At 34.3% G+C, this 13,182-nt stretch carries 15 protein-coding genes; 4 read left to right on the plus strand and 11 right to left on the minus strand.

What is annotated here, in order from left to right:
- Positions 1–40: 40 nt before the first annotated feature.
- From FGM02_RS03060 to FGM02_RS03075, 4 genes are all read left to right on the plus strand, one after another.
- Entirely contained in the window at positions 41–1,774 is a 1,734-nt protein-coding gene (locus FGM02_RS03060) for a SulP family inorganic anion transporter (protein ID WP_139956835.1), read from the plus strand.
- Positions 1,775–1,835: 61 nt separating this feature from the next.
- Positions 1,836–3,239: an MBL fold metallo-hydrolase gene (locus FGM02_RS03065; protein ID WP_139956837.1), complete on the plus strand. Its 1,404-nt coding sequence runs from the start codon at positions 1,836–1,838 to the stop codon at positions 3,237–3,239.
- A gap of 13 nt (positions 3,240–3,252) precedes the next feature.
- Positions 3,253–3,801 carry a YeeE/YedE family protein gene (locus tag FGM02_RS03070; protein WP_139956839.1) on the plus strand — a complete coding sequence of 183 codons (549 nt, stop codon included), beginning with the start codon at positions 3,253–3,255 and terminating at the stop codon, positions 3,799–3,801.
- Positions 3,802–3,804: 3 nt separating this feature from the next.
- Complete coding sequence (locus FGM02_RS03075; RefSeq protein ID WP_139956841.1) at positions 3,805–4,218, plus strand: DUF6691 family protein; 414 nt, start codon at positions 3,805–3,807, stop codon at positions 4,216–4,218.
- A gap of 58 nt (positions 4,219–4,276) precedes the next feature.
- Here FGM02_RS03075 and FGM02_RS03080 read toward each other — a convergent pair whose 3' ends face one another.
- The 11 genes from FGM02_RS03080 to rplM form a co-directional block, all read right to left on the minus strand.
- Positions 4,277–5,800, minus strand: coding sequence for a carbon-nitrogen hydrolase family protein (locus FGM02_RS03080; RefSeq protein WP_139956843.1), 1,524 nt, complete (start codon positions 5,798–5,800; stop codon positions 4,277–4,279).
- Between the two features lie 50 nt (positions 5,801–5,850).
- Positions 5,851–6,255, minus strand: a complete 405-nt coding sequence (locus FGM02_RS03085; protein WP_139956845.1) for a VOC family protein — start codon at positions 6,253–6,255, stop codon at positions 5,851–5,853.
- A gap of 17 nt (positions 6,256–6,272) precedes the next feature.
- Positions 6,273–6,542, minus strand: coding sequence for a hypothetical protein (locus FGM02_RS03090; RefSeq protein WP_139956847.1), 270 nt, complete (start codon positions 6,540–6,542; stop codon positions 6,273–6,275).
- Positions 6,543–6,546: 4 nt separating this feature from the next.
- Complete coding sequence (locus tag FGM02_RS03095) at positions 6,547–7,521, minus strand: deoxyhypusine synthase family protein (RefSeq protein ID WP_139956849.1); 975 nt, start codon at positions 7,519–7,521, stop codon at positions 6,547–6,549.
- Positions 7,511–8,449, minus strand: a complete 939-nt coding sequence (speB, locus tag FGM02_RS03100; RefSeq protein WP_139956851.1) for an agmatinase — start codon at positions 8,447–8,449, stop codon at positions 7,511–7,513. Before speB ends, FGM02_RS03095 begins: the two co-directional genes overlap by 11 nt.
- Positions 8,439–9,836 (minus strand): type III PLP-dependent enzyme domain-containing protein, encoded by a 1,398-nt coding sequence (locus tag FGM02_RS03105; RefSeq protein WP_139956853.1) that lies wholly within the window; start codon positions 9,834–9,836, stop codon positions 8,439–8,441. The genes speB and FGM02_RS03105 overlap by 11 nt, the downstream gene beginning before the upstream one ends.
- Before the next feature lie 87 nt (positions 9,837–9,923).
- Positions 9,924–10,091, minus strand: a complete 168-nt coding sequence (locus tag FGM02_RS18010) for a hypothetical protein (RefSeq protein ID WP_166461124.1) — start codon at positions 10,089–10,091, stop codon at positions 9,924–9,926.
- 131 nt (positions 10,092–10,222) lie between these two features.
- A complete protein-coding gene (tsf, locus tag FGM02_RS03110) occupies positions 10,223–11,191 on the minus strand; it encodes a translation elongation factor Ts (protein ID WP_139956855.1) in 969 nt (322 codons plus the stop codon).
- Between the two features lie 59 nt (positions 11,192–11,250).
- Positions 11,251–12,024 carry a 30S ribosomal protein S2 gene (gene rpsB / locus FGM02_RS03115; protein WP_139956857.1) on the minus strand — a complete coding sequence of 258 codons (774 nt, stop codon included), beginning with the start codon at positions 12,022–12,024 and terminating at the stop codon, positions 11,251–11,253.
- A gap of 169 nt (positions 12,025–12,193) precedes the next feature.
- A complete protein-coding gene (gene rpsI, locus FGM02_RS03120) occupies positions 12,194–12,580 on the minus strand; it encodes a 30S ribosomal protein S9 (protein ID WP_139956859.1) in 387 nt (128 codons plus the stop codon).
- Between the two features lies 1 nt (position 12,581).
- Positions 12,582–13,037 carry a 50S ribosomal protein L13 gene (gene rplM, locus FGM02_RS03125; protein WP_139956861.1) on the minus strand — a complete coding sequence of 152 codons (456 nt, stop codon included), beginning with the start codon at positions 13,035–13,037 and terminating at the stop codon, positions 12,582–12,584.
- Positions 13,038–13,182 lie beyond the last annotated feature (145 nt).

Consider the following 13,182-nt stretch of genomic DNA (forward strand, 5'->3'; position numbering starts at 1 on the left):
AACTTTCGTTCTCTTCTATTTTTGCTAAAAATAAAAATAGATGCTCAAAAATATATTTCCTTTTTTAGTCTGGCTTCCTACCTATAAGGCCGCTTATTTAAAAAAAGATATCATAGCCGGAATTACGGTTGGCGTATTGCTAATTCCTCAAGGAATGGCCTATGCATTTATTGCAGGATTACCACCTGAATTTGGACTTTATGCTGCTTTAACCCCACAGGTCGTCTATGCTTTTTTAGGTACTTCTAGGCAATTAGCTGTTGGTCCCGTTGCCATGGATTCTTTATTGGTCGCTTCCGGGTTAGGTGCTTTAGCCATAAGCGGAATTGACAATTATATTGCCATGGCGGTATTCCTAGCCTTATTTATGGGAACCCTACAAATGCTCCTAGGACTTTTAAAATTTGGTTTTTTAGTAAATTTTCTTTCCAAACCTATTATTAGTGCTTTTACTTCGGCGGCGGCTCTACTTATTGGTTTAAGTCAATTAAAAAACCTAACCGGAATTCCCTTTTCCAATTCAGGAAACACCTTTTCAAAATTAAACTCCATCATTCATCATTTTTTCGAAATCAATTGGAACATTACCGTTCTTGGTTTCTTAAGTATCCTAAGTATTATACTCATCAATAAATACCTTAAAAAAATACCTTCAGGAATTTTTATGGTGGTTAGTTCTATCTTATTTTCCTACCTCTTCAATTTTTCTAATTTACATATTGCTCTAGTAGAAACGGTACCAGCTGGCTTGCCTAATTTTGTGATTCCAAGTTTTTCTATGGAAAATATTTCTGCCCTTTTCCCAATAGCATTAACATTGGCATTGGTTGCTTTTATGGAAGCCACAGCAGTTTCAAAATCCTTAGAAGAAAAACAAAACGAATACAAAATAGACAACAACAAAGAATTAGTCGCCTTAGGATTTGCCAATATAATTGGTTCCTTTTTTCAATCCTACCCTACCACAGGTGGTTTTTCACGCTCGGCTGTCAATGCACAAACAGGGGCCAAAACAACCATTGCATTATTGGTTAGCGCCGCAATAATCGCCATTACTTTAGTCTTTTTAACACCCTTATTTTACTACTTGCCCAAAGCTGTTTTAGCGGCAATTATTTTAGTGGCTATCTCAAAACTTATCGATCTTAAGTTCCCTAAACAATTGCTGAAATCAAGAAAAGATGAATTCAGCTTATATATAATCACCTTTTTTACCACCTTATTTATTGGTATCACAGAAGGTATTTTATTGGGTACACTACTCTCTCTTATTTTAATGATTTACAGAACTTCAAAACCACATATAGCCGTACTCGGAAATGTAAAAGGCAGCGATTACTATAAAAATATTTACAGATTTGAATCGGATGTTATAGAACGAGAAGATTTACTTATTATTCGTTTTGACGCACAATTGTACTTTGGAAATAAAGATTATTTCAACGAAAATATTTTAAGACTGGTCAAAAACAAAAAACAGATCAAAGGAATTATTATCAATGCGGAAGCTATTAATTATATAGATAGTAGCGCCAATTTTATGCTCCTTCAATTGATTCAAGAATTGCAAGCTAAATCAATCAAAGTCATTATTTCTGGAGCCATAGGCCCTACTAGAGATATTATTTTCACAGAAGGAATTGCAGAACTTATTGGCAAAGAAAATTTATTTATAAGAACCTTTGAAGCCGTATGTTTCTTCGATTTTAAATGCACACCTTCTAGCCTTCAACAAAAAATAACACAGCAATCAAAAACAACAAAACCTTCGTAACAAAGGTTACAAATAGGAACAAACCCTTAGACTAACTTTGTCGAACATAAAACAAGAACAAATGGAAATTGAACAAATTTATACAGGATGTTTAGCACAAGGTGCTTATTATATCGAAAGTAATGGAGAGGTTGCCATTATAGATCCTTTACGGGAAGTACAGCCTTATTTAGATATGGCCACGAAAAACAACGCTAAAATTAAATATGTTTTTGAAACACATTTTCATGCTGATTTTGTGAGTGGACATGTTACCTTGGCTGAAAAATCTGGTGCCGATATTATTTATGGTCCCTTAGCAAATCCTACTTTTAAAGCCACAATTGCAGAAGACCAACAAATTTTCGAATTGGGAAATATCAAAATAAAAGTTTTACATACCCCAGGGCATACCATGGAAAGTACTTCTTACTTATTACTAGATGAAGCAGGAAAAGAACATGCTATTTTTACTGGCGACACCTTGTTTTTAGGAGATGTTGGGAGACCTGATTTAGCTCAAAAAGCAGCGAGTATGACGCAAGAAGATCTTGCGGGAATATTATTCGACAGTTTGCGAAATAAAATAATGCCATTGCATGATGACCTAATTGTGTATCCAGGGCATGGAGCAGGTTCTGCCTGTGGAAAAAATTTAAGCAAAGAAACGACAGGTACACTTGGTGAACAAAAAGAAACCAACTATGCGTTAAGAAAAGACATGACCAAAGAGGAGTTCATTAAAGAGGTAACTGACGGACTTTTACCGCCGCCTCAATACTTCCCTTTAAATGTTAAAATGAACAAACAAGGCTACAAAGATATTTCTGAAGTAATACAATCTGGAACTCATGCTTTAAATGCTGATGATTTTGAAAAAACTGCCAACGACAGTGAGGCTTTGATTTTAGATGTACGTTCTCAAGAAGAATTTGCCAAAGGTCATATCCCAAATTCAATTTTTATTGGAATAGATGGAGGATTTGCTCCTTGGGTAGGTGCTTTAATTGGAGATACTTTACAACCCATCCTATTAATTATTCCTAAAGGAAGAGAAGAAGAAACAATTACCAGAATGGCACGTGTTGGTTTCGACAATACCTTGGGCTATTTAGAAGGTGGTTTTGAAACCTGGAAGAATGCAAGCAAAGAATATGATACTGTAAATTCTATTTCAGCAGCAGCCCTAAAGGACACTATCGAAGATGCACTTATTTACGATGTAAGAAAAAATTCAGAGTTTTTATCTGAACGAATTCCTTCAGCTGTCAATACACCGCTTTCTGCAATAAACGATCATTTAAAAGATTTCCCTAAAGAAGAACGCTTTTATATTCATTGCGCAGGTGGCTACAGAAGCATGATTGCTGCTTCCATTTTAAAAAGTAGAGGTATTCACAATTTCACAGATATTAGCGGCGGATTTGCAGCTATTAAGGAATCGGACATAGCAACGACAAATTACGTATGTCCATCAACACTATAAACAAAAAACACACATGGAATTAATTTACGGCCCTTGGCCTTGGTATATAGGAGGAATTATGATTGCAATTGTCATGTTTCTATTATTAATGATGGGAAAAACTTTCGGGGTTTCCTCTAACCTAAGAACCTTATGTACCATTTGTGGTGCAGGGAATAAAAGTGATTTTTTCAAATTTAATTGGAAAACACAAAAATGGAATCTTTTGGTAATTACAGGCGCTGCAATTGGTGGTTTTATTGCTACTAATTTTTTAAGCACTGATATGAGTATTGCTTTAAACCCAGCAACTGTTGAAAATTTAGACAGCCTTGGATTTGAAAACGCAGGAGCAAGTTATTTACCTGCCGAATTGTTTCAATTTACCTCTATTAAAAGCATTGTTCTGCTTGCCCTTGGTGGTTTATTGGTAGGTTTTGGAACACGATATGCCGGAGGTTGTACTTCTGGACATGCCATTTCAGGTTTAAGTAATTTACAACTACCTTCTTTAATTGCTGTTATTGGCTTTTTTATTGGGGGACTTACCATGATTCATTTACTATTCCCTTTAATTTTTTAAACTATGAAATCACTATCTTATTTAGCCATTGGAATTCTATTTGGAATAACCATGTTAAAATCAGAAGCCGCATCTTGGTTTCGAATTTATGAAATGTTCCAATTTCAATCCTTTCACATGTACGGAATCATAGGTGTTTCAGTAGTTCTTGGCGTACTGATAACAGCACTTATAAAGAAATATAAAATCAAAGCCTTTGATGGATCCTCTATCGAATTTAACGACAAAGATTATAGCATTAAACGATATCTTTTTGGAGGAATTCTGTTTGGATTAGGTTGGGCATTGTCAGGCGCTTGTCCTGGCCCAATGTTTACGCTAGCAGGTGCAGGTTTTTTACCGATACTAATCGTTATTGTATTTGCCGTATTCGGAACCTACTTATATGGGGTTTTAAAAGACAAATTACCTCATTAAAAGTGACATTATTTCTACATAAAAAAAGGCTGTTTGAACATTCAAACAGCCTTTTTATTTATCTTTTTCTCAACTCAAACAAATCTTTTCTCCGATCCTTTAAGTTTTTTACGCTACCAAATTGATTCAATTCTTTCAACAAAGAAAGATCTACATCGGCAATTAAAATCATTTCCGTATTGGTTGTCGCTTCTGCTTTTATTCCATTTGCAGGAAATGCAAAATCACAAGGTGTAAATACCATCGACTGTGCAAATTGAATATCCATATTATGCACTTTAGGTAAATTCCCAACACTACCAGCAATGGCTACATAACATTCGTTTTCAATAGCTCTAGCCTGTGCACAATGACGAACCCTAGAATAGCCATTTTGTGTGTCCGTTAAAAAAGGGATAAATAAAATATCCATTCCTTCATCGGCCAACAGTCTACTCAATTCTGGAAATTCAGAATCGTAACAAATCAATATTCCTATTTTACCACAATCTGTGTCGAAGGTTTTTAATTCGTGTCCACCTTGCATACCCCAAACCTTCGCTTCATCAGGTGTAACATGTAATTTCTCATAACGCTCTGTAGTCCCATCTCTTTTGCACAAATAGCCAACATTGTACAACAAATCATCTTTCATTTCAGGCATACTCCCCGTAATGATATTGATGTTATAAGAAATAGCCAATTCAGAAAATTTTTGAACAATGGCTTCTGTATGTTTCGACAATTCTCTAATAGCTTCCGATTCAGGCAAATGGTTATTATCGGCCATTAAAGGTGCATTAAAAAACTCTGGAAACAGTGCAAAATCTGAACGATATCCTGAAACGGCATCGACAAAGTACTCTGCCTGCTGCATCAACTCTTCCAAATCTTTGTACAATCGCATTTGCCATTGTATCAAACCTAAACGCACCACTGTTTTTGTAGCGTTTGCCTTTTTAGGTGTTTTTTTATAGTAAATATTATCCCATTCCAAAAGCACAGCAAACTCATTAGAAGCTTCATCACCTTCTAAATAACCTTTCAATACTTTTGCAGGATGAAAATCGTTCGAGATTTGAAAATTTAAAACGGGATCATGAATTTCTTTTCGTTTTACTTTTTCAATATACTCCTTAGGTCCCATTTCCTCAGAAAACTTATGATAATTTGGGATTCGACCTCCAAAGGCAATACCTCGTAAATTCAAACGCTCCGTCAATTCCTTTCTGTAATCGTACAGCCTTCTTCCCAAACGCAGACCTCTATATTCTGGCTTGATAAAAACATCAATTCCATACAATACATCACCCGCAGCGGTATGTGTACTAAAGGTATAATTTCCCGTAATTTCAGCATAGGTATGATGCTCATCAAACTGATCGTAATCGACCATAATAGACAAAGCACAACCGGCTAGTTGGTTATTTACTTTAAGTACTATTTGACCTTCCGGAAATTTATCTATCAAGGCTTTGATATGACTTTCTTTCCAATAAGAATCGGGCATGGATGGATATGCCTGAATCATTGCCGCCTTTAACGCTTGATAATCATTAAGCGTTAAAAGTTGCAACTCAATATTTTCTATATCTTTAATCATTGTTTTACTGAGTGTACCTCAGCTTATTTAGGTATTTATTTGTTCGTATTTTATGTATTAGAAAAAATAGTATTCTGTGTGGTAAAGGTTTTAAATTCAATAATATACCCATTCGGATCTTTGATAAAGAAAGAAGAATGTGCCCCCGTTTTGTTTTTTAAAAAATCAGTTTTAGAAATAATATTGCTCGATTGTAATTTTTCATACAAATCTGACCACAAGTTATTTTCTAAAATCACACCAAAGTGAAAGGAAGGTAAAACTTCTTTTTCAAAGGTATAGCTAGGGTACTCAAAATTAAACTTCCCTGATTTATTAAAAGTCAACTGATTCCCATACAAATTGATATCTAACCAATTAGAAGCACTTCTACCTAAGGCTGCCCCTAAGGTTTGCGTATAGAATTTTTTCGTTTCCTCTAAGTTTGTACACGGTAATGATATGTGAAAATTCATGGTTTTACTTTTTTTAATTATTCAAAAGAATCAGCATAGTCATCATCGATAGAGTTTTCAAAATCTCCGTCGTCTTCAAAACTTTCCATGGTAGTGATTAACTGCTTGCTCACTTTTACTAAATACACTGTATCTTCTGTTCTAACTTCCACAGCTTTTATGGTTTCGTTTTTAGAATTTTTAAAAGCGATGATATCTTCCGACTCGTAGCCGTCAGGATATTTTTCAATTAAAAGATTTAAAATATCCTCCGTCAGTTTGTTATAATCTACAATAATTCTTTTCATTTTATTACATATTTAAAATGGACGCAAATACAAGTGGCGCAACTATCGTTGCATCACTCTCTATGATAAATTTAGGGGTATCAATATCTAATTTCCCCCAAGTAATTTTTTCATTTGGCACGGCTCCTGAATAAGACCCGTAACTAGTTGTTGAATCCGAAATTTGACAGAAATAACTCCAAAATGGAATCTCTGTCATTTCCATATCTTGGTACAACATTGGCACCACACAAATAGGAAAATCTCCTGCAATTCCTCCTCCAATTTGGAAAAACCCAATACCATCCTTAGAATTTTTCGCATACCAATCTGCCAAATACGTCATGTATTCAATTCCAGATTTCATGGTACTTGCTTTTAATTCTCCCTTCATTACATAAGAAGCAAAAATATTCCCCATGGTACTGTCTTCCCAACCTGGGACTACAATGGGTAAGTTTTTTTCTGCTGCTGCATACATCCAAGAGTCTTTCAAATCAATTTCATAATACTCTTCTAGTACTCCAGACAAAAGCATTTTATACATATACTCATGCGGAAAATAACGTTCGCCTTTTTCTTCAGCATCTTTCCATATTTTAAAAATATGTTTTTGCAATCTTCTAAAAGCCGTGTCTTCAGGAATACAAGTATCTGTTACACGATTTAGGCCTTTTTCCAATAAATCCCACTCGTCTTGCGGAGTTAAATCGCGGTAGTTTGGAATACGCTTGTAATGAGAGTGCGCCACCAAATTCATGATATCTTCCTCTAAGTTAGCTCCTGTACAGGAAACGATTTGCACTTTGTCTTGGCGAATCATTTCAGCAAAAATTTTCCCCAATTCTGCTGTACTCATTGCCCCAGCAAGAGACACCAACATTTTAGATCCTTTTTCTAATTGCACTTTGTATTCTGCTGCCGCATCTACTACTGTAGCCGCATTGAAATGTAAATAATATTTTTCTATAAATTCTGATACTGGCCCTTTAGTACTCATCTTCGTTGTCTTTAAATTTTGTTGCTTTTTTTGATTCATTTTCTGAATAATCTGTGTATTCATCACCTTCCTCGATATTTTTGAACTTATAGCTCAACATTTTGTAATATAATTTTGCGGCTAAAAAATCTGAATTTTTAAGCACCTCATTTGGACATAATTCCACCATATCAAAACCAACTACATTTTTCTCATTAAAAAGTCTTTGTAAAAACTCTAATGTTTCATACCAAAATAATCCTCCCGGTTCTGGCGTCCCTGTTGCCGGAAAAATAGATGGATCTAATGCATCTAAATCCAAAGTTATAAAAACATTTTTAGTACACAAATCAATTACTTCATCCATCCAATATTCATTGGTAGCCATATCATGCGCAAAGAAAACCTTCTCCTCATCCATGATCGTTTTTTCCAGAGCATCCATGCTTCGAATTCCAACTTGAATTAAATTGGTGGTCTGACTTGCTTCATATACCGCGCAGGCATGATTGCATTTGGTTCCTTCGTATTCCGGACGCAAATCGGCATGTGCATCAATATGAAGCACCGTTAAATTATCATAACATTCATTAAAAGCACGAATACTTCCAATAGAAATAGAATGCTCACCACCAAACAAGGTGACGAATTTATTTTTTTGAATGTATTTTTTTGTCGTTTCATGCACGGCAGCCACCATTGCTTCCGGAGATGAATTTTCCGTCACTGCATCAGCCAAATAAATACCTTGTTTGTATACCTCAGAAGCGGTTTCTATATCATACAACTCCATATTCTCAGAAGCTTCTAAAAAAGCATCAGGACCTTTATCAGCTCCTTTTTGCCAAGTACTTGTTCCGTCATAAGGAACAGGAATTAAAACAATTTTCGACTTGTTTGATGTTGCGTATTCATTAGGAATACCTGCATAAGTTTTTCTAGTTTCCATAACCCAAAATTTCTAACATTTCTTTTGCTTCTTGTTGAGGTGCAAATAACTCAGTTTTTATAGTTCCTTCTTCGTCTTTACTAATTAAAATATGTTTTGGTGTAGGAATCAAACAGTGTTGAATTCCTCCAAAACCACCAATAGATTCTTGATAAGCTCCTGTATTAAAGAAACCAAGATATAAAGGTTTTTCTTTGTCGTATTTCGGCAAATAAATAGCATTTGTATGCTGTTCACTATTGTAATAATCATCACTATCACAAGTCAAGCCACCTAACAAAACACGTTCATAGGAATCGTTCCATCTATTTACGGGCAATAAAATAAAACGTTTATTGATAGCCCATGTATCTGGCAATGTGGTGATAAATGAAGAATCAATCATGTTCCATTTTTCACGATCGTTTTGTTGCTTTTGGTACAATACTTTGTAAATAGCACCACCACTTTCGCCTACTGTATAGCTTCCAAATTCCGTAAAAATATTTGGCGGATCGACATGCCCTTCAGCACAGGTAATTTGAATTTGGTTGACAATTTCATCAATCATATATTCATAATCATAATCGAACACCAAAGAGTTTTTAATAGGAAAACCTCCACCAATATTTAAACTATCCAATGTTGGGCATATCTTTTTTAGGGCCACATAAACCTTCAAACATTTGTGCAATTCATTCCAATAGTAAGCCGTATCTCGAATACCTGTATTGATAAAAAAATGCAACATTTTTAAATTTACATCTGGATTTTTTTCTATTTGATTCTTGTAAAAAGGCACGATGTTTTTATACCCAATTCCCAATCTACTTGTATAAAAAGCAAATTTTGGTTCCTCTTCAGAAGCAATTCGAATACCTACATTGAACGGATCGTTTATTCTTTCAGACAGCAAACTGATTTCTTCATAATTGTCGATGATAGGAATACAATTTTCATGTCCGCTATTGATCAAATTAGCGATATTAATGACATATTGATCTCTTTTAAACCCGTTACACAAAACAAAGGAATCGTTCTTTATTTGACCTATTTTCTTTAAGTTTTCAATAATTTCAATATCAAAAGCAGAAGATGTTTCGATATGGATATCATTCTTTAAAGCCTCTTCCAACACAAATTTAAAGTGCGAGCTTTTTGTACAATAACAATAGTGGTATTTACCTGGATATTGGTGTTTTTCAAACGCTTTTGCAAACCATTGGTGCACGTTATTGATATTCTCTGATATCTTCGGTAAATAATTAAATTTTAAGGGTGTACCATATTTTTCAACCAATGCATTTAAATCGATTCCATGGAATTTAAGTCCATCTTTTTCCATAGAAAATTCTTCCTGCGGAAAAAAATATGTTTGATCTATAAGATCTTTGTATTTAGTTTTCATTTTTTTTGAATAGCAAATATTAATATAATATAAATTGTAAGTTTCACTAACCTAGAGGAAAGTGTTTTTAAAAGTTACAAAATAGTATTATATGGTAAGCTGTTTTTGTCCTGATTTGGCAAAAACAACCGCTGCTATTTTAATAAAATAAGATACTACAGAAGTTAGCTCTAAAATTCGATTGCCTATCTGATAAGCTGCTTTTGGATATGACTTCCTAATTTCCAAACGCTCGAAACTATAAACACTTTTCATAATAATGTTCAGCTAATAGCCACGACAAATAAACTGTTTTTTTTAATACGAAAAACAAAATGTAAAAAAAAAACAAAAAAAAATGCTGTTTGAAAATTCAAACAGCATTTTGATATTATAATCGGAAAAGCTTATCCTAAAGCAACTCTTGAGAAGTTTACTACAGAAACATCACCTAATGTTTGCACATATTCAGCAACTGTTTTCTTTTCGTCTTTAATGAAGTTTTGATCCAAAAGACAAAGCTCTTGGTCTAAAGAGGTATTATCAGAGATAAATCTCTCTAATTTTCCAGGTAAAATTCTATCCCAAATTTTCTCTGGTTTCCCTTCAGCTTTCAATTCTTCTTGTAACTGTACTTTTGTAGCTTCAATAATTTCGTCAGTTAATTGCGATTTAGAAATAAAAGTAGGGATGTTTTTCAATGTCTTTCCTAATCTTCCTAATTCAATATTATCTTTCTCAATTACAGCGATACGAGCTTCTGTTTCAGCAGCAACAAATTCAGGATCTAAATCTTTGTAAGACAAAGTTTTTGCACCCATTGCGGCAGCTTGCATAGCTAAATCTTTAGCAACTGTTTCAACACCATCAACATTAGCAGATAAACCTACTAAAGAAGCGATTTTGTTTCCAACATGAATATAAGATCCAACATAAGGAGCTTCAACTCTTGTAAAGTCATTAAGATCAATTTTTTCACCGATAACTCCCGTTTGCTCAATTAATTTTTCAGCAACAGTAATTCCACCGAAATCAGACGCTAAGAAATCTTCTTTTGTTGTATAGTTCAAAGCTTGTTCAGCCAACTTAGTAGCCATCTCAACAAAGCTTTCGTTCTTTCCAACGAAATCAGTTTCACATCCTAATACTATAGAAACACCAACGGTATTATCTGCATTTACTTTTGCAATTGCAGCACCCTCAGATGATTCTCTGTCAGCTCTTTTGGCAGCAACTTTTTGTCCTTTTTTTCTAAGAACGTCAATTGCTTTGTCAAAATCCCCTTCAGCCTCAACTAAGGCTTTTTTACAATCCATCATTCCAGACCCTGTTGCTTTACGCAACTTCATAACGTCTGCAGCTTTAATTTCTGCCATGATAATCTTTTTTTTGTTTGTTACACTTTTTGTTTCTTTCGAAACAAACTAAATGGTTCTTATTTTTCTTCTTTTACTTCTGGAGTTTCAACAACTGCTGCTGGAGCTTCTGCAACTGGAGCTGCTTCTGCTTTATCTTTAGAAGCTTTTCTGTTGTTTAATCCACCTGCGATTGCATCGATCACATATCCTAAAACTTTTTCAATAGATTTAGAAGCATCATCATTTGCTGGAATTACATAATCAACTAATCTAGGATCAGAGTTAGTATCAACCAAAGCAAAAACTGGAATATTTAATTTTTGAGCTTCAGAAACAGCAATGTGCTCTTTCTTTACATCAACTACAAAAATAGCACCTGGCAAACGAGTCATATCAGAGATAGAACCTAAATTCTTTTCTAATTTTGCTCTTTGACGGTCAATTTGTAATTGCTCTCTTTTAGATAATGCTGCGAAAGAACCATCTAATTTCATTCTATCAATTTGAGCCATTTTCTTAACAGCTTTTCTGATAGTAACAAAGTTAGTTAACATTCCTCCAGGCCATCTTTCAGTAATGTAAGGCATGTTAATTGAAGCTGCTTTATCAGCAACAATATCTTTAGCTTGTTTTTTAGTAGCTACAAATAAAATTTTTCTTCCTGATGCTGCAATTTTTTCTAATGCAATTGAAGATTCTTCTACTTTCGCTGCTGTTTTGTAAAGATCTATAATGTGTACTCCATTACGTTCCGTATAAATATAAGGAGCCATGTTTGGATTCCACTTTCTAGTAAGGTGACCGAAGTGTACACCTGCATCTAATAATTCTTTAATTTCGATGTTTGCCATTTTTGTTTTGTTTACGTTCTCTATGGATAGCAATACTTAAGTAGCGTTTACTAAAACGGTCTTAACTATTTAGATGCTAAACAAACCCTGCCGAAACAGGGCTTCGATAACTTGTTTAAAATAATATTTCGCCCAAATTGGGCATTGAATAAAAATCCAATAAAACGGATTAACGTTTCGAGAATTGGAATTTTTTTCTTGCTTTCTTTTGTCCAAATTTCTTACGTTCAACCATTCTTGGGTCTCTAGTAAGTAATCCTTCTGGTTTCAATACCAATCTGTAATCAGCATCAATTTCACATAAAGCTCTAGAGATTGCCAAACGAATTGCTTCTGCTTGACCAGTTACTCCACCTCCAAATACGTTTACTTTGATGTCGAAAGATTCAACATGCTCCGTTAACATTAATGGTTGTTGTACTTTATATCTTAAAGTTGAAGTTGTAAAGTAATCTTCAAAACTTCTATTGTTTACTGTAATGTTTCCTTTTCCGTCAGATAAGTAAACACGTGCTACAGCCGTTTTTCTTCTTCCTATTTTGTGAATAGTCTCCATATTATCTAAGGTCGTTTAAGTTAAATGCTTTAGGCTCTTGAGCTGTTTGTTGGTGCTCAGTTCCAGCATATACATATAAATTTCTAAAAAGTGCTGCTCCTAATTTATTTTTAGGTAACATTCCTTTTACAGCCTTCTCTACTAAACGAGTAGGATCTTTTTCGAACATTTCTGTTGCCGTTAAAGATCTTTGACCTCCTGGATATCCTGTGTGACGGATGTAAGATTTACCTGTCCATTTGTTTCCAGTTAAAACAATTTTTTCTGCATTGATAACTACGATATTGTCACCACAATCAACATGAGGTGTGTAGTTCGTCTTGTATTTACCTCTTATAAGCATTGCTACTTTAGAAGCAAAACGACCCAATGTTTGTCCGTCCGCATCAACAACCAACCACTCTTTATTTACGGTGTTTTTGTTTGCCGATACTGTTTTGTAACTTAATGTGTTCATACACTATTAGTTTTTGTATTGATTAATAAAAATTTCTTCCCTTATTAAAGGGCTGCAAATATACAATTAATAATCTGTTAGAACAACCTAGGGATTGTATTTTTTTATTCTTTGATTTTTAGGCTACTAGCAAAGCAATCTACGA

It is taken from the genome of Flavicella sediminum (genome assembly GCF_006381105.1).
GTDB lineage: Bacteria > Bacteroidota > Bacteroidia > Flavobacteriales > Flavobacteriaceae > Flavicella > Flavicella sediminum.

Bases quoted from the DNA above. Each gene is read 5' to 3' on its own strand.
- FGM02_RS03060 (WP_139956835.1), top strand. From the start codon at position 41: ATGCTCAAAAATATATTTCCTTTTTTAGTCTGGCTTCCTACCTATAAG.
- FGM02_RS03065 (WP_139956837.1), top strand. From the start codon at position 1,836: ATGGAAATTGAACAAATTTATACAGGATGTTTAGCACAAGGTGCTTAT.
- FGM02_RS03070 (WP_139956839.1), top strand. From the start codon at position 3,253: ATGGAATTAATTTACGGCCCTTGGCCTTGGTATATAGGAGGAATTATG.
- FGM02_RS03075 (WP_139956841.1), top strand. From the start codon at position 3,805: ATGAAATCACTATCTTATTTAGCCATTGGAATTCTATTTGGAATAACC.
- FGM02_RS03080 (WP_139956843.1), bottom strand. From the start codon at position 5,800: ATGATTAAAGATATAGAAAATATTGAGTTGCAACTTTTAACGCTTAAT.
- FGM02_RS03085 (WP_139956845.1), bottom strand. From the start codon at position 6,255: ATGAATTTTCACATATCATTACCGTGTACAAACTTAGAGGAAACGAAA.
- FGM02_RS03090 (WP_139956847.1), bottom strand. From the start codon at position 6,542: ATGAAAAGAATTATTGTAGATTATAACAAACTGACGGAGGATATTTTA.
- FGM02_RS03095 (WP_139956849.1), bottom strand. From the start codon at position 7,521: ATGAGTACTAAAGGGCCAGTATCAGAATTTATAGAAAAATATTATTTA.
- speB (WP_139956851.1), bottom strand. From the start codon at position 8,449: ATGGAAACTAGAAAAACTTATGCAGGTATTCCTAATGAATACGCAACA.
- FGM02_RS03105 (WP_139956853.1), bottom strand. From the start codon at position 9,836: ATGAAAACTAAATACAAAGATCTTATAGATCAAACATATTTTTTTCCG.
- FGM02_RS18010 (WP_166461124.1), bottom strand. From the start codon at position 10,091: ATGAAAAGTGTTTATAGTTTCGAGCGTTTGGAAATTAGGAAGTCATAT.
- tsf (WP_139956855.1), bottom strand. From the start codon at position 11,191: ATGGCAGAAATTAAAGCTGCAGACGTTATGAAGTTGCGTAAAGCAACA.
- rpsB (WP_139956857.1), bottom strand. From the start codon at position 12,024: ATGGCAAACATCGAAATTAAAGAATTATTAGATGCAGGTGTACACTTC.
- rpsI (WP_139956859.1), bottom strand. From the start codon at position 12,580: ATGGAGACTATTCACAAAATAGGAAGAAGAAAAACGGCTGTAGCACGT.
- rplM (WP_139956861.1), bottom strand. From the start codon at position 13,037: ATGAACACATTAAGTTACAAAACAGTATCGGCAAACAAAAACACCGTA.